Annotated in this window: 21 protein-coding genes; 8 read left to right on the top strand and 13 right to left on the bottom strand. The window is 70.4% G+C overall.

Annotated elements, in window-relative coordinates; translation table 11 throughout:
- Positions 1-17: 17 nt before the first annotated feature.
- The 3 genes from EOJ32_RS00545 to EOJ32_RS00535 are packed head-to-tail and all read left to right on the top strand — an operon-like array spanning position 18 to position 5550.
- A complete protein-coding gene (locus EOJ32_RS00545) occupies positions 18-824 on the top strand; it encodes a uracil-DNA glycosylase family protein (protein ID WP_127897352.1) in 807 nt (268 codons plus the stop codon).
- 54 nt (positions 825-878) lie between these two features.
- On the top strand, positions 879-2207 hold the full coding sequence (locus tag EOJ32_RS00540) for an efflux RND transporter periplasmic adaptor subunit (protein WP_127897351.1): 1329 nt from the start codon (positions 879-881) through the stop codon (positions 2205-2207).
- Entirely contained in the window at positions 2200-5550 is a 3351-nt protein-coding gene (locus EOJ32_RS00535; RefSeq protein WP_127897350.1) for an efflux RND transporter permease subunit, read from the top strand. The genes EOJ32_RS00540 and EOJ32_RS00535 overlap by 8 nt, the downstream gene beginning before the upstream one ends.
- Here EOJ32_RS00535 and EOJ32_RS00530 read toward each other — a convergent pair.
- A complete protein-coding gene (locus EOJ32_RS00530) occupies positions 5547-6347 on the bottom strand; it encodes a protein-disulfide reductase DsbD domain-containing protein (protein ID WP_127897349.1) in 801 nt (266 codons plus the stop codon). The two genes, EOJ32_RS00535 and EOJ32_RS00530, sit on opposite strands and share 4 nt — an antisense overlap.
- A gap of 100 nt (positions 6348-6447) precedes the next feature.
- Between EOJ32_RS00530 and EOJ32_RS00525 the strand changes: the two genes are divergently transcribed.
- Positions 6448-7044 carry a YqgE/AlgH family protein gene (locus EOJ32_RS00525; protein WP_240542462.1) on the top strand — a complete coding sequence of 199 codons (597 nt, stop codon included), beginning with the start codon at positions 6448-6450 and terminating at the stop codon, positions 7042-7044.
- A 151-nt stretch (positions 7045-7195) separates the two neighbouring features.
- Here EOJ32_RS00525 and map read toward each other — a convergent pair whose 3' ends face one another.
- On the bottom strand, positions 7196-7993 hold the full coding sequence (gene map / locus EOJ32_RS00520; protein WP_127897348.1) for a type I methionyl aminopeptidase: 798 nt from the start codon (positions 7991-7993) through the stop codon (positions 7196-7198).
- 102 nt (positions 7994-8095) lie between these two features.
- On the opposite strand from map, the gene EOJ32_RS00515 reads away from it, so the two are divergent.
- Together EOJ32_RS00515 and EOJ32_RS00510 are read left to right on the top strand one after the other, a co-directional pair.
- Positions 8096-8836 carry a molybdopterin-binding protein gene (locus EOJ32_RS00515; protein WP_127897347.1) on the top strand — a complete coding sequence of 247 codons (741 nt, stop codon included), beginning with the start codon at positions 8096-8098 and terminating at the stop codon, positions 8834-8836.
- Positions 8833-9552 carry a GNAT family N-acetyltransferase gene (locus EOJ32_RS00510; protein ID WP_127897346.1) on the top strand — a complete coding sequence of 240 codons (720 nt, stop codon included), beginning with the start codon at positions 8833-8835 and terminating at the stop codon, positions 9550-9552. Before EOJ32_RS00515 ends, EOJ32_RS00510 begins: the two co-directional genes overlap by 4 nt.
- A 98-nt stretch (positions 9553-9650) precedes the next feature.
- Here EOJ32_RS00510 and EOJ32_RS00505 read toward each other — a convergent pair whose 3' ends face one another.
- The 11 genes from EOJ32_RS00505 to EOJ32_RS00455 form a co-directional block, all read right to left on the bottom strand.
- Complete coding sequence (locus EOJ32_RS00505) at positions 9651-10472, bottom strand: tryptophan 2,3-dioxygenase (protein ID WP_127897345.1); 822 nt, start codon at positions 10470-10472, stop codon at positions 9651-9653.
- A complete protein-coding gene (locus EOJ32_RS00500) occupies positions 10469-12082 on the bottom strand; it encodes a benzoate-CoA ligase family protein (RefSeq protein WP_045983326.1) in 1614 nt (537 codons plus the stop codon). The genes EOJ32_RS00505 and EOJ32_RS00500 overlap by 4 nt, the downstream gene beginning before the upstream one ends.
- Positions 12083-12092: 10 nt before the next feature.
- Positions 12093-12488, bottom strand: coding sequence for a RidA family protein (locus EOJ32_RS00495; RefSeq protein WP_045983325.1), 396 nt, complete (start codon positions 12486-12488; stop codon positions 12093-12095).
- The gene (locus tag EOJ32_RS00490; protein ID WP_127897344.1) at positions 12481-12870 is read right to left on the bottom strand and encodes a thioesterase family protein; all 390 of its coding nucleotides are present in this window, start codon (positions 12868-12870) and stop codon (positions 12481-12483) included. Before EOJ32_RS00490 ends, EOJ32_RS00495 begins: the two co-directional genes overlap by 8 nt.
- Positions 12867-13997: an acyl-CoA dehydrogenase family protein gene (locus EOJ32_RS00485; protein ID WP_127899232.1), complete on the bottom strand. Its 1131-nt coding sequence runs from the start codon at positions 13995-13997 to the stop codon at positions 12867-12869. Before EOJ32_RS00485 ends, EOJ32_RS00490 begins: the two co-directional genes overlap by 4 nt.
- Positions 13998-14047: 50 nt before the next feature.
- Positions 14048-14860 carry an enoyl-CoA hydratase family protein gene (locus tag EOJ32_RS00480; protein ID WP_127897343.1) on the bottom strand — a complete coding sequence of 271 codons (813 nt, stop codon included), beginning with the start codon at positions 14858-14860 and terminating at the stop codon, positions 14048-14050.
- Positions 14857-15291, bottom strand: a complete 435-nt coding sequence (locus EOJ32_RS00475; RefSeq protein ID WP_127897342.1) for a MarR family winged helix-turn-helix transcriptional regulator — start codon at positions 15289-15291, stop codon at positions 14857-14859. The genes EOJ32_RS00480 and EOJ32_RS00475 overlap by 4 nt, the downstream gene beginning before the upstream one ends.
- On the bottom strand, positions 15288-16013 hold the full coding sequence (locus EOJ32_RS00470; RefSeq protein ID WP_127897341.1) for an SDR family NAD(P)-dependent oxidoreductase: 726 nt from the start codon (positions 16011-16013) through the stop codon (positions 15288-15290). Before EOJ32_RS00470 ends, EOJ32_RS00475 begins: the two co-directional genes overlap by 4 nt.
- Positions 16010-18289: a bifunctional salicylyl-CoA 5-hydroxylase/oxidoreductase gene (locus EOJ32_RS00465; RefSeq protein WP_127897340.1), complete on the bottom strand. Its 2280-nt coding sequence runs from the start codon at positions 18287-18289 to the stop codon at positions 16010-16012. The genes EOJ32_RS00470 and EOJ32_RS00465 overlap by 4 nt, the downstream gene beginning before the upstream one ends.
- 42 nt (positions 18290-18331) lie before the next feature.
- Positions 18332-19600 carry a DUF4202 family protein gene (locus tag EOJ32_RS20610; RefSeq protein ID WP_371705731.1) on the bottom strand — a complete coding sequence of 423 codons (1269 nt, stop codon included), beginning with the start codon at positions 19598-19600 and terminating at the stop codon, positions 18332-18334.
- Positions 19601-19721: 121 nt separating this feature from the next.
- On the bottom strand, positions 19722-20753 hold the full coding sequence (locus tag EOJ32_RS00455) for an FAD-binding oxidoreductase (RefSeq protein ID WP_127897339.1): 1032 nt from the start codon (positions 20751-20753) through the stop codon (positions 19722-19724).
- Positions 20754-20781: 28 nt separating this feature from the next.
- Between EOJ32_RS00455 and mnmD the strand changes: the two genes are divergently transcribed.
- Entirely contained in the window at positions 20782-21465 is a 684-nt protein-coding gene (gene mnmD, locus EOJ32_RS00450; RefSeq protein ID WP_127897338.1) for a tRNA (5-methylaminomethyl-2-thiouridine)(34)-methyltransferase MnmD, read from the top strand.
- A gap of 108 nt (positions 21466-21573) precedes the next feature.
- Positions 21574-22503: an ABC transporter ATP-binding protein gene (locus EOJ32_RS00445; RefSeq protein WP_045983316.1), complete on the top strand. Its 930-nt coding sequence runs from the start codon at positions 21574-21576 to the stop codon at positions 22501-22503.
- The last annotated feature ends 2 nt before the right edge of the window (positions 22504-22505 follow it).

The following is a 22505-nucleotide window of genomic DNA, read 5'->3' as shown; positions in this document are numbered from 1 at the left end:
GGCCCTAGCGTGCGGCGATGAACGATCAGGCCACATATCGGGGAATCACGCTGGACGGGGACAGCGCGCTGGCGCTGCTGGACTGGCAGCTGGAGATGGGCTGCGACGTGCCCATGCTGGATGCGCCGGTGGACCGGTTCGACCTGCCGACCCGCGTGGCGCCCGCGGCTCCTGTGCCCCAGGCCCCGCCGCCGCCCGCCGACCACGATCTGGCCAGCCGCGTGGTGTTGGCGCAGGCACTGGCCGACGGGGCCGGCACCCTGGCCGCGCTGGCCGAGGCCCAGCAGGGGTTTGACGGGATCGAGCTGAAGAAGGGCGCCCGCAATTTCTGCTTTGCCGATGGCAACCCCAAGGCCCGCGTCCTGATCCTTGGAGAGGCGCCGGGCGACGAGGAGGACCGGCAGGGCCGCCCCTTCGTGGGGCGCGCGGGACAGATGCTGGACCGCATGTTCGCGGCCATCGAGCTGTCGCGCGACGGGGTCGATGCGGAACGCGCCTTCTATGTCACGAACGTCCTGACATGGCGCCCGCCCGGCAACCGCGACCCCGAGCCCGATGAAATTGCCGTGAGCCTGCCGTTCCTGCGCCGCCATGTCGACCTGGTGGCGCCGGACTTGATCGTGCTGATGGGCAACATTGCCTGTCAGGCGGCGATCGAGAAACGCGGCATCCTGCGCCTGCGCGGCCAGTGGGTGCAGGCGTTCGGGCGGCCCGCGCTGCCCATGACGCACCCGTCCTATCTGCTGCGCAACCCCGCCGCCAAGCGCGAGGCCTGGGCGGACCTTCTGTCGCTGCAGGCGCGGCTGGAATCGCTTTTCGTTTAGGTTTCGTTTGCCCATCATGCGCTATCCCGGCCATCCCATAGATGGACCATCCGCATGCGTTTCCTGTCCCGCAGCCTTCTGGGGCTGTTCCTGACCTTCCTGACGCTGGCCCTGCTGATGCTGGCCGCGGGAATCCTGTGGCGTGCGGTGACGCCGGACGGGGACGGACCCGCGGTGCGCGCCCCTGCCGAACAGGTCTATGCCGCGCGGCTGGTCACGGTTGCGCCGGGGGTGGTCCAGCCGCAGATGCAGGTGTTCGGCCAGGTCCTGTCGCGACGCAATCTGCAACTGCGCGCGGGTGCCGGGGGCCGCATCGTCCAGCTGGACCCCGCCTTGCAGGAGGGCGGCACGGTCGTCGCGGGCCAGCTGCTGGCGCGCATCGACCCGTCCGCCGCACAGGCGGCGCTGGACAGCAGCCAGGCCGAACGCGCCGACGCCCAGGGCGTGCTGGAAGATGCGCGCCGCCGCGTCGACATCGCGGCCCAGGACGTGGCCGCGGCGGACCGCCAGGCCGAACTGCGCGCCGCCGCGGTGACGCGGCAGGAGCAGCTGGCCGACCGCGGCCTGAGCACCAGCCTGGACCGCGAGACCGCCGAACTGGCCGCATCCACTGCCAGCCAGACCGTGATCGCCGCCCGCGCCGCCCAGGCCGACGCGCAAAGCGCCGTGACCGCGGCCGAGAACGCCCTGCGCCGGGCCGAGATCGCCGTGACCGAGGCCCGCCGCGCGCTGGCCGACACGGAACTGCGCGCGGGCTTCGACGGGCGCGTCACCGCCGTCACCGCGGTCGAGGGCGCGCTGGTCGGCGTGAACGAACAGCTGGCCACGATCATCGACCCCGCGGCGCTGGAGTTGCAGATCCCGCTGTCGCTGGACCAGTTCGGGCGCCTGCTGGGCCCGGACGGTGCCCTGCTGGACCGCGAGGTGACGGTGACGCTGGACGGCAGCGCCGGCGCAGTGGTCGCGCAGGCGCGGCTGGATCGGGCGGCGGCCTCGGTCGCGGAGGGGACGGCGGGGCGGGTGGTCTATGCCCGGCTGGTCCAGGGTGCGCAGGCGCTGCGCCCGGGCGATTTCGTGACCGCGCGCATCGCCGAACCGGCGCTGTCCGACGCGGCGATCATTCCGGCGGCGGCCCTGGGGTCGGATGGCGGCCTGCTTGTCGCGGGGGCGGACGGCCGCCTGCAGGCGACGCCCGTGACCGTGCTGCGCCGGCAGGGCGACGATCTGATCATCGCGGTGCCGGCCGACCTGGCAGGGGCGCGCATCGTGGCCGAACGCGCGCCGCAGCTGGGCACCGGCATCCGCGTCCGCGACGCCGCAGCCCCCGTGCCCGCGCAGGGGCCCGATCAGCGGGCGCAGGGCCGGGGCCCCACCCGTGGATAGGCGCCCGGGCCTGATCGGCACCTTCGTGCGCCATGCCACGCTGGCCAACCTGCTGCTGGCGGTGATGGTGGTGGCGGGCCTTTATTCCGCGCCGCGCCTCAGGGCGCAATTCTTTCCCGACACGGTCGTCCAGCAGATCCAGGTGGCCGTCCGCTGGGACGGGGCCGGGGCGGATGATGTGGACCGGTCGGTGGTCGGCGTGCTGGAACCCGCGCTGATCGCGGTCGAGGGCGTGTCCCTGACCGAAAGCCAGTCCAGCCAAGGCAGCGCCCGCATCACCCTGGAGTTCGAGCCGGGCTGGGACATGTCCCGCGCCACCGGCGAGGTCGAGGCCGCCATCGCCGCCGCGGGCGACCTGCCCGAGGGCGCCGAGGACCCCGAGGTCACGCGCCGCGCCTGGCGCGACGCGGTCACCGACGTGGTGATCTCGGGACCCGTGGGCCTGGACCAGCTGGGCCGCATCGCGGACGACCTGACCAACCGCCTGTACGCCCGCGGGGTGACGCGGCTGTCCGTCACCGGCCTGTCCGCCCCCGAAACCCTGGTCGAGCTGCGCATGGCCGACCTGGTGCAGCACGACATCACGTTGGACCAGATCGCGGCGACCATCGCCGCCGCCGCCGCGCCCACGCCTGCGGGCGACGTGGCATCGGGCATATCGCGCGTGCGCACGGGGGCCGAGACGCGCACCCCCGAACAGGTCTCGGCTCTGGTCCTGACCGCGCTGCCCGACGGGACGCAGCTGACCATAGGCGACGTGGCGCAGGTGCGCGACACGGGCATCGACCGGGGCGTGGCCTATTTCGTCGACGGCAACCCGGCGGTCACGGTGTCCGTCCAGCGCAGCGCATCGGGCGACGCGATCGGCATGCAGCAGGACGTGCAGGCGGCCGTCGACGCGCTGGCGCCGACCCTGCCGCAGGGGGTCGCGGTGGAACTGGTGCGGGCGCGGGCCGAACAGATCTCGGCCCGGCTGTCGCTGCTTTTGGACAATGCGCTGATGGGGCTGGGGCTGGTCCTGGGCCTGCTGTTCCTGTTTCTGAACGCCCGCACCGCGATCTGGGTCGCGGCGGGCATCCCGGCGGCGCTGCTGGCGGCGGTGGCGATGATGTACGCGGTCGGCATGACGATCAACATGATCTCTCTGTTCGCGCTGATCCTGACGCTGGGCATCATCGTGGACGACGCCATCGTGGTGGGCGAACATGCCGACTATCGCGCCCGCAAGCTGGGCGAGCCGCCGCTGATCGCCGCCGAACGGGCGGCGGGCGCGATGGGCGCGCCAGTGATCGCATCGACCCTGACCACGATCATCGCCTTTGCCGGGCTGGTGCTGATCGGCGGACAGTTCGGGTCGCTGGTGTCGGACATTCCTCTGACCGTCATTCTGGTGCTGGCGGCATCGCTGATCGAATGTTTCCTGATCCTGCCCAACCACATGGCGCATGCGCTGGCCCATCACGGCAAGGACCGCTGGTACGACCGGCCGTCGGTCGTCGTGAACCGCTGGCTGGACCGGTTCGTGGCGGGCGTTCTGCGCCCGCTGGCGCGTCTGGTGCTTGTCGCCCGCTATCCGGTGCTGGCGCTGGTCATGGTGGGCTTTTCCTGGTCCACGGCGGCGCTGATCAGCGGGTCGGTGCCGTGGCGGTTCTTCGATTCGCCCGAACAGGGCAGCGTGTCGGGCAATTTCGCCATGCTGGAGGGGGCCACCCGCGACGACACCCTGCGCGTCATGGAACTGGTGCAGGACGCGGTGGACCGGGTCGCGGCCGAATATGAGGCAGAATACGGCATCAGCCCGCTGACCCATGTGATGACCCAGGTCGGCGGCAATGCGGGCCGTCCCCTGCCGGGGGCCGAGACCAAGGACGCCGACCTGCTGGGCGCCGTCCAGATGGAGCTGATCGACCCCGATTTCCGCCCCTATTCCAGCTTCGAGCTGGTCGCCGCCTTGCAGGAGGCCATGCCCACCGACCCCCAGCTGGAGACGATCAGCTTTCGCGGCGGGCGGTCGGGGCCGGGGGGCGATGCCATCTCGGTGCTGATGACCGGTGCGGATGCCGCAACGCTGAAGGCCGCCGCCGAGGCGCTGAAGGCGCGGCTGGCCGAGGCGCCCGAGGTCTCGGCGCTGGAGGACAGCCTGGATTACGACAAGGACGAGCTGGCGCTGCGCCTGACGCCCCAAGGCGAGGCCCTGGGCTTCACCACCGACGGGCTTGCGCGCGAGCTGCGCCAGCGCCTTGGCGGGATCGAGGCCGCAACCTGGCCCGAGGGCACCCGCACCGGCGCCATCACCGTGGAACTGGCCGAAGACGACCGCCGCGCCGATTTCCTGGACCGGATGCAGATGCGCACCGCGTCCGGGGCTTGGGTGCCCCTGGGCGACATCGTGTCGGTCAGCACCGAGGCGGGCTTCTCGGTCGTCCGCCGCGAGAACGGCGAGCGGATGATCGAGGTCACCGGCGACATCTCGGGCGACGATCCGGCGCGGGCGGCGGCGATCACCGCCGACCTGCAGACGCGCCTGCTGCCCGACATCGCCGCGCAGTTCGGTGTGACCTATGACGTCACCGGCCTGGCCCAGCAGGAGCGCGCGTTCCTGTCAGAAGCTCTGATCGGATTCGCGCTGGCGCTGACCGGCATCTACATGGTGCTGGCGTGGATCTTTGCCAGCTGGACGCGGCCCCTGGTGGTGATGTCGGTCATCCCCTTCGGACTGATCGGCGCGGTCTGGGGGCACGCGGCCTGGGGCCTGCCGCTGAGCTTGTTTTCCGTGGTGGGCCTGATCGGCATGTCGGGGATCATCATCAACGATTCCATCGTGCTGATCTCGACCATCGACGAATACCGGGCCACCCGGGCCCTGCGGCCCGCGATCGTCGATGCGGTCGCCGACCGGTTCCGCCCCGTGCTGCTGACCACGGCCACCACGGTTCTGGGCCTGGCCCCGCTGTTGTACGAACGCTCGTCGCAGGCGTTGTTTCTCAAGCCCACGGTGGTCACGCTGGCCCATGGGCTGGGATTCGGGATGGTGATGGTGCTGCTGGTGGTGCCGGCCGTGCTGGTCGCGGGCGACGATCTGGCCCGCGCCCGCCGGGCCTTTCGCCGCAGCCTGCGGGCCGGTCCGGTGCGCGGCGTGATGCGCGGCGCGGTGATCGCGGCCGTCGCGGGGCTGCTGCTGATCCTGGGGCCGGTGACGGTGCTGCCCGCGATGGGCCTGGCCGCGCCCGGCGGGTGGCCGGGGGCGGGGGGCGCGCTGCTGGCCTATCTGGCGACGCTGGCGGCGATCATGGCGGGGGCGACCCTGGCGCAGGTCCGGCGGGGGCGCCGTGCGGGGACCTAGTCCGCGGCGCAGCCGGTGGTTTCGGTCGCCCGTCCCCCATCGGCGGGGATCACCGTCAGGCGCAGTGCGTCATGGTCCAGATCGAAGGGCTTGCCCGAGGGAGCGACCATCTCGACCACCGCCTGGGGGCCCGTGGGTCCGGGCAGGATGTCCGCCGCCGAGACCCAGACCTGCGGATTGTCGGTCAGTTCGACCGCGGCCAGCGTGGCCGGGCCCTGCGGCAGGTCCATCGCGACGCGCAGCCCGTCTGCCAGGGGCGTCACCTCGCAGGCGGGGTTGCCGTCCAGGCGCTGCGGCTCCGCCGCAAGGGCGCTGGCGATCACCGGGTCCGACTGCCTGCCCACGGGCGGCGCCTGCAGTTCAAGGTGCACGGGAACGCAGATGTTCTCGCACAGGCCTAGATCGATCTGGGCGGCGATGTCGACGGGCTTGCCGGGGTCCTGCGGATGGGCGGTCAGCGGAAGCACGAGGCGGTCGTGATAGCCCATCTCCAGCGTCTCTCCGGATCGGATGGCCTGGGGCGCGGGCCAGTGCAGGGTGACATGGGACAGGTTCCGTGAGCCCGCCCAGTCCAGCTGGGGCGGCAGGCCGGTGTCGCCGGGGCTGCGCCAGTAGGTCTTCCAGCCCGGCTCCAGCAGCAGTTCCAGCGCCAGGATGCGCGCGCCGCCGGGTTCGGTCCAGCCGGGCAGCAGCTGTGCGCCGCGCAGGCCGGGCGGCAGGTCGTCCTGGGCGATGGCGGGTCCGGTCAGGACAAGCGCCAGGGCGGTGGCAAGAAGCGGGCGGGGGAAATGTGTCATGCCCCTGTCCTAGCGCCCGCGCGGCGGGGGCGGAAAGTCACAATTCCGCGCAAGCCTTGCAACATCCCGCCCCAGTGCCGATCTGTCATGAAAAGGAGACATGATGACCAGCATCACCGGTGATTCCGCCCAAGACCGCAACCTGACCGGCAAGATCCTGATCGCCATGCCCGGCATGAGCGATCCGCGTTTCGAGCGGTCCGTGGTGCTGGTCTGCGCGCATTCCGACGAGGGGGCGATGGGGCTGGTGCTGAACCGCCCGCTGCCCGAGATCGGCTTTGGCGATCTGCTGGACCAGCTGGGCATCGAGGCCGAGGAGGATGCGCGGCCGATCGAGGTGCGCTTTGGCGGCCCGGTCGAGCCGGGCCGGGGATTCGTGCTGCACAAGGTGGCCGAGCACGGGCAGGACCCCGAGGGGCGCTTGCGGATCGGTCAGGCGCTGGCGATGACCACGACGCGCGACATCCTGGTGGAACTGGCGCAGGGCTATGGCCCCGATCCTGCGGTTCTGGCGCTTGGCTATGCAGGCTGGGGGCCGGGGCAGCTGGAGACCGAGATGCTGGCCAATGGCTGGTTGACCGGAGATGGCGCCGAGGACCTGATCTTTGATCTGTCGCACGAGGACAAGTGGCAGCGCGCGCTGCGGGCGCAGGGGATCGATCCGTCGCTTTTGTCGGCGGCGTCCGGCCGCGCCTGAGCTTTGCGTCCCGCGCGGCGCCGGGGGGTTCCACCCCCCGGACCCCCTGGGGCGGAGGACGCCTTGCGGTGTTTTCCTGACCAATGAATGATTGCGACCTCCGGGGGGTCCGGGGGGCGGAGCGCCCCCGGCCACCGCGGGACGCAATCGATCACGCCAGTTCGGGGAAGAACCGGTCGGAAGGGGTAAAGATCTCGCATCCGTCGGCCGTCACGCCGATCGAATGTTCAAACTGGGCCGACAGCGACTTGTCGCGCGTCACCGCCGTCCAGTCATCGGCCAGGACCTTGGTTTCCGGGCGGCCGAGGTTGATCATCGGCTCAATCGTGAAGAACATGCCCTCCTCCAGCACCGGGCCTTTTCCCGGGCGTCCGAAATGCAGCACGTTGGGCGGCGAATGGAACACCCGCCCGATCCCGTGCCCACAGAAGTCGCGCACCACCGACATGCGCCGTTCTTCCGCATAGGTCTGGATCGCCGCGCCGATGTCGCCGAAGGTCGCGCCGGGGCGCACGGCCTCGATCCCCTTCATCAGCGCGTCATGGGTCACCTGCAGCAGCCGCTGCGCCTTGAGCGACGGCTTGCCTGCCACGTACATCCGGCTGGTGTCTCCGAACCAGCCGTCCAGGATGACCGTCACGTCGATGTTCAGGATGTCGCCGTCCTTGAGGCTCTTGTCGCCGGGGATGCCGTGACAGACTACGTGGTTCACGCTGATGCAGCTGGCATGCTGGTACCCGCGATAGCCTATCGTGGCCGAGGTCGCGCCCAGCTCCGTCACCCGGCCCCGGATGAAATCGTCCAGCGCGCCGGTGGTGACGCCCGGTGCGACCATCGGCCCCACCTCGTCCAGGATCCGCGCGGCCAGGGCGCCCGCCGCCCGCATGCCTGCGAAATCCCCGGGCATGTGCAGGCGGATGCCTTCCCTCGTGATACGGCCTTCGTCCATCGCTGATCCTTTCTGTCTGCCGCCCTAGATAGAGACGCGCGCCCACTTGTTCCAGCCCCGGCTGCGGGCATAGATGGGGCGCGACACCCAAGGGAGAGCCTGATGCAGTCCGACAACCCCACAGCCGCCATCCTGGTCATCGGCGACGAGATCCTGTCCGGCCGCACCCGCGAAGGGAACGCCCATCACCTGGCCCAGGTGCTGACCGCCACCGGCATTGACCTTCAGGAGATCCGCGTGGTGGCCGACGACACCGACCGCATCGTGGACGCGATCCGCGCACTGGACCGGACCCTGGGCGGGGCGTACGACCTGCTGTTCACCTCCGGCGGCATCGGGCCCACGCATGACGACATCACCGCCGATGCCGTGGCCGCCGCCCATGGCACCACGGTCGAGGTCAACCCCACCGCCCGCGCCCTGCTGCAGGAGCGCTGCGACCGCATGGGGGTCGAACTGAACGAGAACCGCCTGCGCATGGCCCGCATCCCCGTGGGTGCGACGCTGATCGACAATGCCGTGTCGGCCGCGCCCGGCTTCTCCATCGGCGCGACCCATGTGATGGCGGGCGTCCCCGAGGTCTTCCGCGCCATGGTCGCCTGGCTGATCCCGCAGCTGCCCGTGGGCCGCCCGGTGCAGTCCCTGACCGTCGAGGTCCGCCGCGGCGAAAGCGAGGTGGCCGAGGACCTGAAGGCCGTCGCCGCCGAATACGCCGACCTGTCGCTCGGGTCCTATCCGTTCCGCGATGACACGGGTTGGGGCACGAACCTTGTGGTGCGGGGCCTGGATGCCGCCCGCGTCGATCTGGCCATGGCCGCGCTGCGCGGACGCATCGGGTTGTGAGGCCCGACCCCGATCTGGCCGCCGCCTTCGAGGCGACCTGGCCCGCGTCTGAGACCGTCCGCTGCGGCGGCTTCCTGGTCGGGCGGGGCGCAGGGGCGGGCGGGCGCGTCAGCTCGGCCATCGCGGTCGGTCCGTGGGGCGATGCCGACATCGATGCCGCCTGCGCCCGGCATGCCGCATGGGGCCAGCCGCCGCTGTTCCGTGCGTGGGACGATGAAACTGACCTGATCGCCGCCCTGACCGCGCGCGGCCTCGGCGCGCATATCCCGACCCTGGTCATGGCCGCGCCAATCGCCGCGCTGACCGACCGGCAGATCCCGCCCGTCACCGCCTTCGCGATCTGGCCCCCCTTGGCGATCCAGCGCCAGATCTGGGGCGCGGGCAACATCACCCCCGCAAGACAGGCCGTGATCGACCGCGTGCCCCTGCCCAAGGCCGCCCTCCTGGGCCGCATCCGGGACCGTGCCGCCGGCGCAGGCTTCGTCGCGCTGCATGACTGCACCGCCATGGTCCACGCGGTGGAGGTCCTGCCCACCTTCCGCCGTCAGGGTCTCGCCGGCTGGATGATGCGCCAGGCCGCCGCTTGGGCCCAGGATCTCGGTGCCACACGCATCGGCCTGGCCGTCAGCCGCGCGAATACCGCAGCCCAGGCCACCTATGCCAGCCTCGGCTTCACGGTCCAGGGCAACTACGCCTATTACGGCCCCGCCGCCTGACCCACTGGACCGACCGCGCCCGGACCGCAGGTCCGGGCGCCACCGACGGCCGCGACCCCGGCCCGTCAGGGCCGGTCAGGCGCGGCCGTCCGCCCCGCTCACAGCTCGGTCCGCAGCTCCCACAGGTCGGGGAACAGCACCACGTCCAGCATCCGCCGCAGATAGGTCACCCCCGACGTGCCCCCCGATCCGCGCTTGAAGCCGATGATCCGCTCCACCGTCGTCACATGGTTGAACCGCCAGCGGCGGAAGTAATCCTCGAAATCCACCAGCTTCTCGGCCAGCTCATACAGCTCCCAATACCGCGCCGGTTCGCGATAGACCTCGGCCCAGGCCGCCCGCGCCGCCGCGTCCGGCGCATGGGGCTTGTCCAGCACGGTGCGCGCCGCCACGTCGAACCCCGCCGCTCTCAGCCGCCCCAGAACCTCGTCGTACAGCGACGGCCGCGCGGCCTCCGCCCGCAGCGCCTCGGCCAGGTCGGGCCGATGCGCATGGGGCGCGATCATCGCCATGTTGCGGTTGCCTGCGACGAACTCGATCATCCGGTACTGATGCGACTGGAACCCGCTGCTCTCGGCCAGCGCGGGGCGAAAGGTCGAATATTCCGACGGCGTCATGGTGCGCAGCACGTCCCAGGCCGAATTCAGCTGCTCCATGATCCGCGCCACGCGGGTCAGCATCTTGAACGCCGGGCGCAGGTCGCCCACAGCGATCCGTTCCCGCGCCGCCCCCATCTCCAGCAGGGCCAGCTTCATCCACAGCTCGGAGGTCTGGTGCTGGATGATGAACAGCATCTCGTCATGCGCATCCGACAGCGGATGCTGCGATGTCAGTAGCCGGTCCAGCCCCAGATAATCGCCATAGGACATGCGCCCGTCGAACGACATGCGCGCGCCTTCCTGTGCAGGGTCGATACTCATTGCTTCAGCCTGAACCTCTGGATCTTGCCGGTCTGGGTCTTGGGCAGGGCCGCGCAGAAGACCACCCGGCGGGGATATTTGAAGGGCGCGATCACGTCCTTCACATGACGCTGCAGCCGCTCCGCCGTCGCGGTGTCGGGCGCGACGCCGGGGGCCAGCACCACATGCGCCTCGACGATCTGGCCGCGCTCCGGGTCCGGCGCGCCGATCACCGCGCATTCCAGCACGTCCGCGTGCGCCAGCAACGCCGCCTCCACATCCGGCCCCGCGATGTTGTAGCCCGACGACACGATGATGTCGTCGCAGCGCGCCGCGAAATGGAACCGCCCGTCATCGTCCTGCCAGAAGGTGTCGCCGGTCAGGTTCCAGCCGCCCTGCACATACTCTGCCTGCCGCGCATCGTTCAGATAGCGGCAGCCGGTGGGCCCGATCACCGCCAGCCGCCCCATCTCTCCGCGCGGCACCTCCTGTCCCGCATCGTCCACGATCCGCGCGCGGTATCCCTGCACGGGCCGCCCGGTGCAGCCTGGATGGCTGTCGTCCAGCCGGTTGGTCAGGAAGATGTGCAGCATCTCGGTCGCGCCGATCCCGTCCAGCATCGGCTTGCCCGTGCGGTCGTGCCAGTCCTGCCAGATGGGGGCGGGCAGCGTCTCTCCGGCGCTGATCGCCACGCGCAGGCTGGACAGGTCCGCCCCCTGATCCATCGCGCGCAGCATCACCCGATAGGCCGTGGGCGCGGTCACGCAGATCGTGGCGCGGTGGCGTTCGATGATCTCGATCATGTTCGGGGGCGAGGCGTTCTCCAGCAGCACCGCGCTGGCCCCGAAGCGCAGCGGGAACACCGCCAGCCCGCCCAGCCCGAAGGTGAAGGCCAGCGGCGGTGACCCCACGAAGACATCGTCGGGCCTCACCCCCAGCACCTCCCGCGCATAGCCGTCGGCGATGATCAAGAGGTCGCGGTGGAAATGCATCGTGGCCTTGGGCTCGCCCGTCGAACCCGACGTCATCCCCAACAGCGCCACGTCATCCCGCCCGGTCCGCACCGCCTCGAACCGCACGGGTTTCGTCAGCGCCGCCCGGTCCAGCTCCGCGTCATGGTTCGCGGTGCCGTCGAACCCCACCACGGTGGTCAGCGTGGCCGAGCCCTTGGCCGCCGCCACCAGCTCATCCATCAGGCGCGTGTCGCACAGCGCATGCGTCACCTGCGCCTTGTCGATGATCTGGGACAGCTCCTTGGCGCGCAGCATGGGCATGGTGTTGACCACGACCGCCCCCGCCTTGGTCGCGGCCAGCCAGCAGGCGACCATCGCGGGGTTGTTGGCCGACCGGATCAGCACCCGGTTGCCCGGCCGCAGCCCGTAATCGGCGACCAGCGCATGGGCCAGCCGGTTGGTCCAGTCCGACAGCTCCTTGTAGGTCCGCGCCCGCCCGTTGCCGACCAGCGCGACCCGGTCCCCGAACCCGCGATCGACCATGCGGTCGGTCAGCTCCGCCCCCGCATTCAGCCAATCAGGATAGTCGTATCCGGACAGGTCGATCCGCGGCCAGGCCTCCGGCGGGGGCAGGTTGTCGCGCGTGAAGCTGTCCTCGTGCCCGCTTGGTCCCAGCATGATCGTCCCCCTATTCCGGCACCACGGCCGTGGCCTCGATCTCGACCTTGGCGCGGTCCTCGACCAGCGCCACGACCTGCACCAGCGCCATGGCCGGGTAATGCCGCCCGATCACGTCACGGTAGGCCGCCCCCACCGCGCGCAGCGCGCCCAGATATTCGTGCTTGTCGGTGACGTACCAGGTCAGCCGCACCAGATGCTGTGGCCCCGCGCCGCCCTCGGCCAGGACCGCCACGATGTTCTCCAGCACCTGCCGGACCTGGCCCGCGAAATCGTCGGTCTGAAAGACCTGATTCGCGTCCCAGCCCACCAGCCCGCCGGTAAAGATCATCCGCCCCCGCGCCATGATCCCGTTGGCATAGCCCGAGGCGCGCTTCCACGTCGCCGGATGCAGGGGTTCATGCATGATGCGCCTCCAGGGTCTGTCGCATGTCGTCGGGCCAGGGCGACGGGGTGAAATCGCGGTCCATCCAGACCACGGTGGTCCGCGCCTCCACCCGGTCCTCGCCGCGGATCAGAAAGCGCGCGCTGGACCGGCCCAGATGCTCGACCACCAGCGTCCAGTCCAGCCGGTCGCCAAGCCGCGCAGGCTTGCGGAACGCCATCTCCAGCGCGACGGTGGGCATCCCCTGACCCGCCGCCATCATCGGGCCGAACCCATGCCCCACGACCTCCAGGAAGAAGTTCTCCACCATGTGGTTCACCATCTCCGCATAGCGGGGGTAAAAAACGATCCCCGCCGGGTCGCAGTGGCAGAACTCGATGGGAATGGTGCGGGAATAGGTCATGCGCCCTCCAGGATGCTGCGGGCGATGACGACGCGCTGCACGTCGCTGGCCCCCTCATAGATGCGCAGGGCGCGGATCTCACGGTACAGGCTCTCGACCGTGCTGCCGGTGCGCACGCCGTCGCCGCCATGCAGCTGCACCGCCTGGTCGATGACCTCCTGCGCGATCTCGGTGGCGTACAGCTTGGCCATCGCCGCCTCGCGCGTGATGCGGGGCGCGCCCTGGTCCTTGGCCCAGGCCGCGCGATAGATCAGCAGGGCGGCGGCGTCGATCTTCAGCGCCATGTCGGCCAGATGCCCCTGGACCATCTGCAGCTCGGCCATCGGCGCGCCCTGGATCTGGCGCGACCGCACCCGCGCCAGCGCCTCATCCAGCGCCCGGCGCGCGAAGCCCAGGGCCGCGGCCCCCACCGTGGGCCGGAAATGATCCAGCACCGTCATGGCGATGCGAAACCCCTGTCCCGCCTGCCCGATCAGCGCCTCCCCCGGCAACCGCACCCCGGTCAGGCGCAGATGCGCCAGCGGATGCGGGGCCATCACGTCGATGCGGCCTGCCACCTCCAGCCCCGGCGTGTCCGCAGGCAGCAGGAAGGCCGACAGCCCCCGCGCGCCTGGGGCCTCTCCGGTCCGCGCCACGATCACATAGACATCCGCGATCCCGCCGTTGGAGATATAGGTCTTTTCCCCGTCCAGCACCCACCCGTCGCCATCCCGCCGCGCCGTGGTCGCCAGCCGCGCCACGTCCGACCCCGAGGCAGGCTCGGTCAGCGCGAACCCCGAAATCGCCCGGCCCCCTCGCGTCCGCTCCAGCCATGCCCGCTGCGACGCGCTGCCGAACAGCGTCACCGCCCCCATGCCCAGGCCCTGCATGGCGAAGGCGAAATCCGCCAGCCCGTCATGGCGCGCCAAGGTCTCGCGGATCAGGCACAGCGCGCGCACGTCCAGCGCCTCGCCCCCCGAATGCGCCAGCCACCCGCCATCGCCAAGCGCCCGCACCAGCCCCCGACAGGCCCCGTCCACATCGCCGTGATCCACAGGCAGCGCGCCCAGGGCCCAGTCCTCCAGCCCCTGGGCCAGCGCGCGATGCCTGTGCTCAAAGAACGGCCAGTCCAGAAAGCTGCGATCCATCGTCTTCTTCACCCAAATATCCCGGGGTCCGGGGCAGAGCCCCGGTTCCCTTAGTTGCCCTCGAAGACCGGCGTCTCCTTGGCGACGAAGGCCCGATAGGCCCGCTCGAAATCGCGCGTGGTCATGCAGATGGCCTGGGCCTGCGCCTCGGCCTCGATCGCCTGGTCCAGCCCCATGGTCCATTCCTGCAGAAGCTGCGTCTTGGTGATGCCATGCGCCCAGACAGGCCCCGCCGCGATCGCCCGCGCCAGATCCATCGCCGCCGCAAGGACATCGTCATGCAGGCTGTTCCAGAACCCCCACCGCTCGCCCTCCTCGGCGCGCAGCACGCGGCCGGTGTACAGCAGTTCCGCCGCGCGCCCCTGTCCCACGATGCGCGGCAGCATCGCGCAGGCCCCCATGTCGCAGCCCGCCAGCCCCACCTTGGTGAACAGGAACGCGGCCTTGGCCGAGGGCGCGGCCAGCCGCAGGTCGCTGGCCATGGCCATGATCGCGCCCGCGCCCACGCAGATCCCCTCGACCGCCGCGATCACCGGCTTGCCGCAATGGATCATCGCGCGGACCAGCTCTCCGGTCATGCGGGTGAAGGCCAGCAGCTGCGGCATCTCCATGCCGACCAGCGGGCCGATGATCTCATGCACGTCGCCGCCGGAACAGAAATTCCCGCCGTTGGAGGCCAGCACCACCACATCCACGTCCGAGGCATGGGCCAGCATCCGAAAGCACGCGCCCAGTTCGGCATAGCTGTCGAAGGTCAGGGGGTTCTTGCGTTCGGGGCGGTTCAGGCGGATCACCGCGATGCGGTCCGTGACCTCCCACAGGAAATGCTCGGGCGTCAGATCGGCCATGGGGACGGGTTTCATTCGGGCCTCCCGGCGCGGGACAGGATGTCGCGCAGCGCCTCCAGATCGGTTTCGGACAGTCGGCCCAGGATCGCGTCGACCTCGGCCTCATGGCCCAGGGCCATGATCTCGAACGCCTCCAGGCCTTCGGGCGTCAGGCGCACGCGGATGCGGCGGCGGTCGCCATCCTCGGCCTCGCGGCGGACCATGCCGTCGGCCTCCAGCCGGTCGACGACCGCGGTGGCATTGCCGTTCGACACCAGCAGCAGGCGCGACAGCTCGGACATGGTCACGCCCTCGCGCCTGCGCCACAGCGCCGCCATCACGTCAAAGCGGGGCAGGGTCGTGCCATGCGCGCGGCGCAGATAGTCGCGCAGGTGGTTCTCGGCCCCCCGCGTCACGCCCAGCAGGCGGATCCAGATCTTCAGCCGCCGCTTGGACAGGTCGGTCATGCGCTCTCGCCCCCGTCCAGGACGATGGCCTGGCCGTTCACGCTGGCCGCAGCGTCTGATGCTAGCCACAGCGCCGCGCCGGTCACCTCGGCGGGCGCGATCAGGCGGCCCTGCGGGTTGCGGGCGGTCAGCGCGGCCAGCGCCGCGTCGCGGTCGCGCCCCGTCTTCGCCATGATCCCGTCCAGCGTGCGGCCGGTCATTTCTGTGTCCAGATAGCTGGGGCAGATGGCGTTGGCGGTGATCCGTTTCGACGCCACCTCCAGCGCGATCGACCGCACCAGCCCCATCACCCCGTGCTTGCTGGCCGCGTAGGCCGAGGCATAGGCCGCCCCCCGCAGCCCCGCGGCCGAGGACACCGCGATCAACCGCCCCCCCGGTCCCATCTGCGACAGCGCCTGCCGAAAGGTCAGGAAGACCCCCGTCAGGTTGACCGCCATGATGCGGCTGAACTGGTCCAGCGTGGTGCGGGCAAAGGGCGCGGCCTCGGCGATGCCGGCATTGGCGATGACCACCTGGCAGGGGCCGGCGTCGTCGAAGATGCGGCGCACCTGATCCTCGTCGCTGACATCGCCGGGCACGGCGCGGATCAGGCCGCCCGCCACCGCCTCAAGCCGCGCGGCATCGCGCCCGGTGATGACGACTTCATGGCCTTGGGCGGCAAAGGCGCGGGCCATGTCGGCGCCGGTGCCGCTGCCGCCGCCGGTGATCAGGACGCGGGTCATGCGCGGATCTCCTCGGCCTGCTTGGCGGCCAGTCGCCGCGCCTGATCGCGGCCCGCGTGATAGGGCAGGGGCCAGTCCGCCCCGTCGCCAAGCGCCGTCGCCGCATGCAGCGTCCAATAGGGATCGGCCAGATGCGGCCGCCCGATGGCCACCAGATCGGCGCGCCCCGCCATCAGGATGCCGTTGGCCTGATCCGCATCGGTGATGTTGCCCACCGCCATCGTGGCCAGCCCCGCCTGGTTGCGGATGCGGTCGGAAAACGGCGTCTGGAACATCCGCCCATAGACGGGCCGCGCATCGGGCGTCGTCTGGCCCGCAGACACGTCGATGATATCCGCCCCCGCCGCGTGAAAGGCCCGCGCGATGGCGACCGATTCGTCAGGCGTCACGCCGTTCTCGGTCCAGTCCGTGGCCGAGATGCGCACCGACATGGGCCGCCCCTCGGGCCAGACGGCGCGCATGGCGGTGAACACCTCCAGCGGCCAGCGCAGGCGGTTCTCCAGGCTGCCGCCGTATTCATCGCCGCGCCGGTTCGACACCGGCGACAGGAACCCGGACAGCAGATAGCCATGCGCCGCATGCAGCTCGATCATGTCGAAGCCCGCCGCATCGGCCATGCGGGTCGCGGCCACGAATTGCGCCGTCACCGCCTCCATGTCGGCGCGGGTCATCTCCTGCGGGACGGCATTGCCCTCGGACCAGGGCAGGGCGGAGGCCGCCATGATCGGCCAATTGCCCTCCGCCAGCGGCTGGTCCATCCCCTCCCACCCGATGCGGGTGGAGCCCTTGCGGCCCGAATGGCCGATCTGACAGCAGATCCTGGCATCCGTCTCGGCATGGACGAAATCGGTGATCCGCCGCCAGGCCGCCTGATGCTCGGGCGCATAGAGGCCCGGACAGCCCGGCGTGATGCGGCCTTCGGGGCTGACACAGGTCATCTCGGTGAAGACCAGCCCCGCGCCGCCCTTGGCGCGTTCGCCGTAATGGACCAGGTGCCAGTCGGTCGGGCAGCCGTCCTGCGCCTTGTACTGGGCCATGGGCGAGACGACGATGCGGTTCTTCAGCGCCATGTCGCGCAGGCGGAAGGGCGCGAAGATCGGCGCGCGGCCCGGCTGGCCGCCGGCCTGCCGTTGGAACCAGTCCTCGGCCTCGCGCACCCAACCCGGGTCGCGCAGGCGCAGGTTCTCATGCCCGATCCGCTGGCTGCGGGTCAGCAGGGAATAGGTGAACTGGATCGGGTCCAGGTCCAGGTAACGCTCGACCTCCTCGAACCATTCCAGGCTGTTGCGGGCCGCCGATTGCAGGCGCAGCACCTCGACCCGCCGTTCCTCCTGATAGCGTTCGAAGGCGCGGGGCAGGTCGGGTTCGGAATGCAGGTAATCCGCCAGTGCGATGGCGCTGTCCAAGGCCAGCCGCGTGCCGGACCCGATCGAGAAATGCCCCGTCGCCGCCGCATCGCCCATCAGCACGACGTTCTCATGGTACCACCGCTCGCAGATGACGCGGGGAAAGTTCATCCAGACGGCCGAGCCGCGCAGATGCGCCGCGTTCGACATCAGCTCGTGCCCGCCCAGATGGTCCTTGAAGACCGCGCGGCAGGTCTCGACGATCTGCTCCTTGGACATGGCTTCGAAGCCCATCGCGTCCCAGGTCTCTTGCGCGCATTCCACGATGAAGGTCGCGGTGTCGGCATCGAAGGAGTAGACATGCGCCCAGAGCCAGCCCTGCGGCGTCTTTTCGAAGATGAAGGTGAAGGCGTCGTCGAATTTCTGTTTGGTACCCAGCCAGACGAACTTGCAGCGGCGGATGTCGATGTCGGGGCGGAACACGTCCGCATATTCAGTGCGGACCTTGCTGTTCAGCCCGTCGCAGGCGACGACCAGGTCATAGTCGCGGCGATAATGTTCAGCGGTCTGGAACTCGGTCCGGAACTGCAGGTCCACGCCCAGGTCGCGCGCGCGCTCCTGCAGCAGGATCAGCAGCTGCCGCCGCCCGATGCCCGCGAAGCCGTGCCCGCCCGAAACCTGCCGGTGGCCGTCGCGTATGACCGCGATGTCGTCCCAATAGATGAAGTGGTCGCGGATCGCCTGGGCCGAGGGCGGGTCGTTCTTCTGCAGCCGCGACAGGGCGTCATCGGACAGCACCACGCCCCATCCGAAGGTGTCGCCCGCGCCGTTGCGTTCCAGCACGGTGACGTCATGCGACGGATCGCGCAGCTTCATCGAGATCGCGAAGTAAAGGCCCGCAGGCCCGCCGCCCAGACAGAGAATCTTCATCCCGTGCCACCTCCTGCGCTGCAGGCTGGCACGGGTCCGAAATCATTTCAAGCTTGAAACTTCTCTGGCGATGGAGGCTGCGATCATCGCAGGCACTTCGGGGGCCAGGCCCACCGGGTCCAGGCGCGGGCCGGTGAAGCCCGCCTGATCCAGCGCCTGCGGCAGGTCGTCCAGCACATGTTCGGCGCGCAGCGCAAACAGCGGCAGGCTGATGGCGCGATCGAGGTCACGGGCGGCGTCGGCGATGAAGGGTTCCTGTTCGACGAAGCCCGCGACGACGCGGGCGAAATGCGGCGCGATGCGGGCGGCCAGTGCCATGGTGATGTCGTGGCTGGCCTGTCCGCGCTGCGATCCGTGCGCGGAGAGGAGCAGGGTCGTATCTGACAGCGCCCAGCCCTGGGCATCGGCCGCCTGCTGCGCCTTTTCGATGACCAGCGCGTCGAGGCCGGGATCGGTGCCGAAGGGGCGCATGATATGCGCGCCCGGTGCGCCGGCCTGAGTCAGGCGGCGGGGCAGTTCGACGCCGGTGAACCAGCCCTCGGCCATGAACATCGGATAGATGATGCAGTCGCTGCGGCAGGTGCGGGGCAGGGCGTCGGGGTCGGCGAGCGTCGCGCCCAGGACCTCGACGCCGGGGGCGTGGGCCGCGACCTGGGCGGCCAGCGCCTCGATGGCGGCCTGCTGGGGTGCGGGGTCGCCGGGCTGGCCATGCGAGACGATGACGGCGCGCGACAGGGTCTGCGGCTGATCGGCGTCATGGAAATACTGGGCCAACGCCTCGGGCATGGGGAATTCGGCCAGGGCGCGGGCGCGGGCCTCGGCCGACATCTTGCGGGCGGTCTTCTCGATGATGCGGGGGATCTTGTGGTCGGGCTGTTCGGCCATGAAATCGCCCAGATACCAGCGGATGAAGGTGAAGCAGATCACGTCCTCCAGCGCCTGCACCTGGGGGTCGCGCTTGAGGCCCTGTTTGGTCAGCATCTTGCGGGCGCGGTCGATGTCATCGGCGTCATAGCCCGCATCGGCCATGATGCCGGCGATGCGATCCGCGTGACGGCGGCCCTGTTCCTGACGCCAGGCCAGATAGCCGGGGCGGTTCATCGGATAGTCGGCCCGCGGCAGCAGCCAGCGTTCGACATGCTGGCCGCGGCAGGCGATGCGCAGAACGTCGTCGGCGTCTGGGAACAGGCGCTGCTGTTCCGCCGTCATGCGCTGGCCATAGAGGAGGTTCGCAGGCTTGCCGTCGTCCAGGTTCGGGTCCTGGGCATTGGCGGCATCAATGGCGGTGAAGGCATGGTCGAGGCGGGTCATCGCGGGCTCCGGCTGGTTCGGGGGGAGTGTGCGCGGGGCGCGCGCGGGTGGCAAGCGGGCAGGGGGGCGCTGCCCCCCGTCCTGTGGACTCCCCCCGGGGTATTTGGGCAAAGGAGAAATCTCAGGGCAGGGCGAAGAGGTCGGGGATGTCCCGACGGTCGCCCAGAAGGATCTGTGCGGTCAGGTCGGCGATCAGCGGGGCCATGCCGAAGCCGATCTTGAAGCCGCCATTGACGATCAGGTGGCCGGGGCGGCCGGGCCACGGGGCCAGCACCGGCGCGCGCGAGCGGGCGCGGGGGCGCAGGCCGGCCCAGATGTCGAGGACGGGTGCATCGGCCAGCGTCGGGCAGATCGCGACGGCGCGGGCCAGCAGATCCTGGGCCTGATGGTCGGGGTGTACGGTGTCGTAGGTGTTTTCCGAGGTCGAGCCGATGGCCGTGGTGCCGTCCGCATGGGGCACGATATGCAGCCCGTCGGCAAAGACCTGAGGGCTGTCAGGGGCGGCGTGGGAGAGGAGCAGCGACTGGCCCTTGACCCCCTGGCCGATCTTGCGGTCCAGCGCGCTGTTCAGCGCCACAAGTCCCGGCGTGCCCGTGGCCCAGATCGTGGGGGCGTGGGCGTCGGGGGCCGGCGTGTGTTCGTGGATCCGGCCGCCCCCGGCGCGGATCGCCGCGGTCAGAGCCTGCAGGGCGGCGCGGGGATTCAGGCGGGCCGTCAGCCCGTCGGTCAGCCACAGGCTGGTGGGGCTGGGCGGGATCAGCGGGCCGTGCGGATCGCGGGTCAGCGCCATGCCCATGGCAGCAGGCCACTGGCGCGCGGCGGCCGCGATGCGGTCGGGCAGGCGGGCGGCGGTATCCATGTCGGGAACGGGTTGCAGGCGGCCGGTGCGGGCGTAACCCGTAGGCAGGCGGGAGGCCTGTTCGACGCTGGCCCAGAAGGCGGGGGCGGCCAGAAGGCTGTCCAGCTGCAGCTGTTTCTTGATGTTCCAGGGGTCGGGCGCATGGGGGGCCAGGGCGCCCACATGGCCGCCCGAGGATCCTGCGCCGATGGTCGCGGCCTCGAACACGGTGACCTGCGCGCCGCGCCGGACCAGCGCCCAGGCACAGGCCAGCCCAAAAATGCCGGCCCCCGCCACATGGATCACCCTTGCCAAAGCCGCGTCCTTTCCCGACAGATGCGTCATGAGCGACCTAACCCATCCCCGTCCCGATGACGAGCCTGCGCTGGACTGGCGCGCTGGGGGCGTTCCCGTGTCACAGCAGTTCGACGACCCCTATTTCAGCCTGGGCGGCGGGCTGGAGGAGACGCGGCACGTCTTCTTTGCGGGCAACGACCTGCCCGCGCGGCTGAGGCCGGGGTTCCACGTGGCCGAGACGGGGTTCGGCACCGGTCTGAACGCATTGGCGCTGGCGCAGGTGGCGACGGTGCCCGTGCGGATGACCAGCTTCGAGGCCTTTCCGATGAGCCGCGCCCAGCTGGAGCAGGCGCATGCCGCCTTTCCCGACCTGTCGGCGCTGGCGGCGCAGCTGCGCAACGGGTGGGGGCAGGGGGTGATCCGCGTGGGACAGGTCGCGCTGACCGTGGTCCTGGGCGACGTGCGCCAGACGTTGCCCGCGTGGCGGGATGCGGCGGATGCGTGGTTCCTGGACGGCTTCTCTCCGGCCAAGAACCCGCAGATGTGGGGCGCGGACGTGATGGCCGAGGTCGGCGCACATACCGCGCCGGGGGGCACGTTCGCCACCTATAGCGCCGCGGGCCATGTCCGCCAGGCGCTGTCGGATGCCGGGTTCGAGGTCCTCCGCAGCCCCGGTTTCGGGCGCAAGCGCCACATGAGCCGGGGGCGGCTGAGGACGTCGGACGGCTGAATCCGCGGTCCCGCACTGGCAATCGGGGCGGGCAGGGCCTATCTGCGGGACCGGACAGCTGTGCGCGAGGCGCGCCACGGTCCCCGAACTCACCTACAGGAGAGGCGCATGGGCGCGATCATCGACATCGACCACCTGTCCAAGGAATATGGCAGCGGCACCAAGGCGCTGGACGACGTGACCCTGTCCATCGACGAGGGAGAGATCATCGCCCTGCTGGGCCCCAACGGGGCGGGCAAGACCACGCTGATCTCGATCATCTGCGGGTTGGTGGTGCCGACCGGCGGCACGGTCCGCGTGGGCGGGCACGACATCCGCACCGACTGGCGCGCCGCGCGCAAGCTGATCGGCCTGGTCCCCCAGGAAATCGCGCTGGAACCGTTCGAGAAGGTCATCAACTGCGTCCGCTTCACCCGCGGGCTGTACGGCATGCCTCCGGACGAGGCCTATATCGAGCGCATCCTGCGGTCGCTGTCGCTGTGGGACAAGCGCGACGCCGCCACGCGGGAACTGTCGGGCGGCATGAAGCGCCGCGTGCTGATCGCCAAGGCGCTGTCGCACCAGCCCAAGGTGCTGTTCCTGGACGAGCCCACGGCGGGCGTCGACGTCGCCCTGCGCCGCGAGATGTGGCAGGTCGTGGGCGATCTGCGCCGCGAGGGCGTGACGATCATCCTGACCACCCATTACCTGGAGGAGGCCGAGGAGATGGCCGACCGCATCGGCGTCATCGCCAAGGGCAGCCTGCTGCTGGTCAAGCCGACCAGCGAGCTGATGGGAGAGTTCGGCAAGAAGACCCTGTCGATCGAGCTGGACCAGCCTCTGGCCGCGATCCCCGACGATCTGTCCGGGCGCGGGCTGTCGCTGTCGGATGACGGGCGGCGGCTGTCCTTCGAATACGACACGCGGGCCGAACGCACCGGCATCGCGCGCCTTCTGGGCGATCTGGCCGCGCGCGGCATCACCGTGCGCGACGTGTCCACGCGGCAATCCAGCCTCGAGGACGTCTTCCTTTCCCTGGTCTCCGAGGACGCGGCATGAGC

The sequence above is a fragment of the Paracoccus sp. Arc7-R13 genome, from assembly GCF_004010775.1.
Taxonomy (GTDB): Bacteria; Pseudomonadota; Alphaproteobacteria; order Rhodobacterales; family Rhodobacteraceae; genus Paracoccus; species Paracoccus marcusii.
The sequence above is the reverse complement of the archived record's forward strand: the minus strand, read 5'-3'. Positions and strand labels throughout refer to the sequence as shown.

What these genes read in the sequence shown, in the direction of transcription:
- EOJ32_RS00545 (WP_127897352.1), top strand. Translation starts at nt 18, where the DNA reads ATGAACGATCAGGCCACATATCGGGGAATCACGCTGGACGGGGACAGC.
- EOJ32_RS00540 (WP_127897351.1), top strand. Translation starts at nt 879, where the DNA reads ATGCGTTTCCTGTCCCGCAGCCTTCTGGGGCTGTTCCTGACCTTCCTG.
- EOJ32_RS00530 (WP_127897349.1), bottom strand. Translation starts at nt 6,347, where the DNA reads ATGACACATTTCCCCCGCCCGCTTCTTGCCACCGCCCTGGCGCTTGTC.
- EOJ32_RS00525 (WP_240542462.1), top strand. Translation starts at nt 6,448, where the DNA reads ATGATGACCAGCATCACCGGTGATTCCGCCCAAGACCGCAACCTGACC.
- map (WP_127897348.1), bottom strand. Translation starts at nt 7,993, where the DNA reads ATGGACGAAGGCCGTATCACGAGGGAAGGCATCCGCCTGCACATGCCC.
- EOJ32_RS00515 (WP_127897347.1), top strand. Translation starts at nt 8,096, where the DNA reads ATGCAGTCCGACAACCCCACAGCCGCCATCCTGGTCATCGGCGACGAG.
- EOJ32_RS00505 (WP_127897345.1), bottom strand. Translation starts at nt 10,472, where the DNA reads ATGAGTATCGACCCTGCACAGGAAGGCGCGCGCATGTCGTTCGACGGG.
- EOJ32_RS00500 (WP_045983326.1), bottom strand. Translation starts at nt 12,082, where the DNA reads ATGCTGGGACCAAGCGGGCACGAGGACAGCTTCACGCGCGACAACCTG.
- EOJ32_RS00495 (WP_045983325.1), bottom strand. Translation starts at nt 12,488, where the DNA reads ATGCATGAACCCCTGCATCCGGCGACGTGGAAGCGCGCCTCGGGCTAT.
- EOJ32_RS00490 (WP_127897344.1), bottom strand. Translation starts at nt 12,870, where the DNA reads ATGACCTATTCCCGCACCATTCCCATCGAGTTCTGCCACTGCGACCCG.
- EOJ32_RS00485 (WP_127899232.1), bottom strand. Translation starts at nt 13,997, where the DNA reads ATGGATCGCAGCTTTCTGGACTGGCCGTTCTTTGAGCACAGGCATCGC.
- EOJ32_RS00480 (WP_127897343.1), bottom strand. Translation starts at nt 14,860, where the DNA reads ATGAAACCCGTCCCCATGGCCGATCTGACGCCCGAGCATTTCCTGTGG.
- EOJ32_RS00475 (WP_127897342.1), bottom strand. Translation starts at nt 15,291, where the DNA reads ATGACCGACCTGTCCAAGCGGCGGCTGAAGATCTGGATCCGCCTGCTG.
- EOJ32_RS00470 (WP_127897341.1), bottom strand. Translation starts at nt 16,013, where the DNA reads ATGACCCGCGTCCTGATCACCGGCGGCGGCAGCGGCACCGGCGCCGAC.
- EOJ32_RS00465 (WP_127897340.1), bottom strand. Translation starts at nt 18,289, where the DNA reads ATGAAGATTCTCTGTCTGGGCGGCGGGCCTGCGGGCCTTTACTTCGCG.
- EOJ32_RS20610 (WP_371705731.1), bottom strand. Translation starts at nt 19,600, where the DNA reads ATGACCCGCCTCGACCATGCCTTCACCGCCATTGATGCCGCCAATGCC.
- mnmD (WP_127897338.1), top strand. Translation starts at nt 20,782, where the DNA reads ATGAGCGACCTAACCCATCCCCGTCCCGATGACGAGCCTGCGCTGGAC.
- EOJ32_RS00445 (WP_045983316.1), top strand. Translation starts at nt 21,574, where the DNA reads ATGGGCGCGATCATCGACATCGACCACCTGTCCAAGGAATATGGCAGC.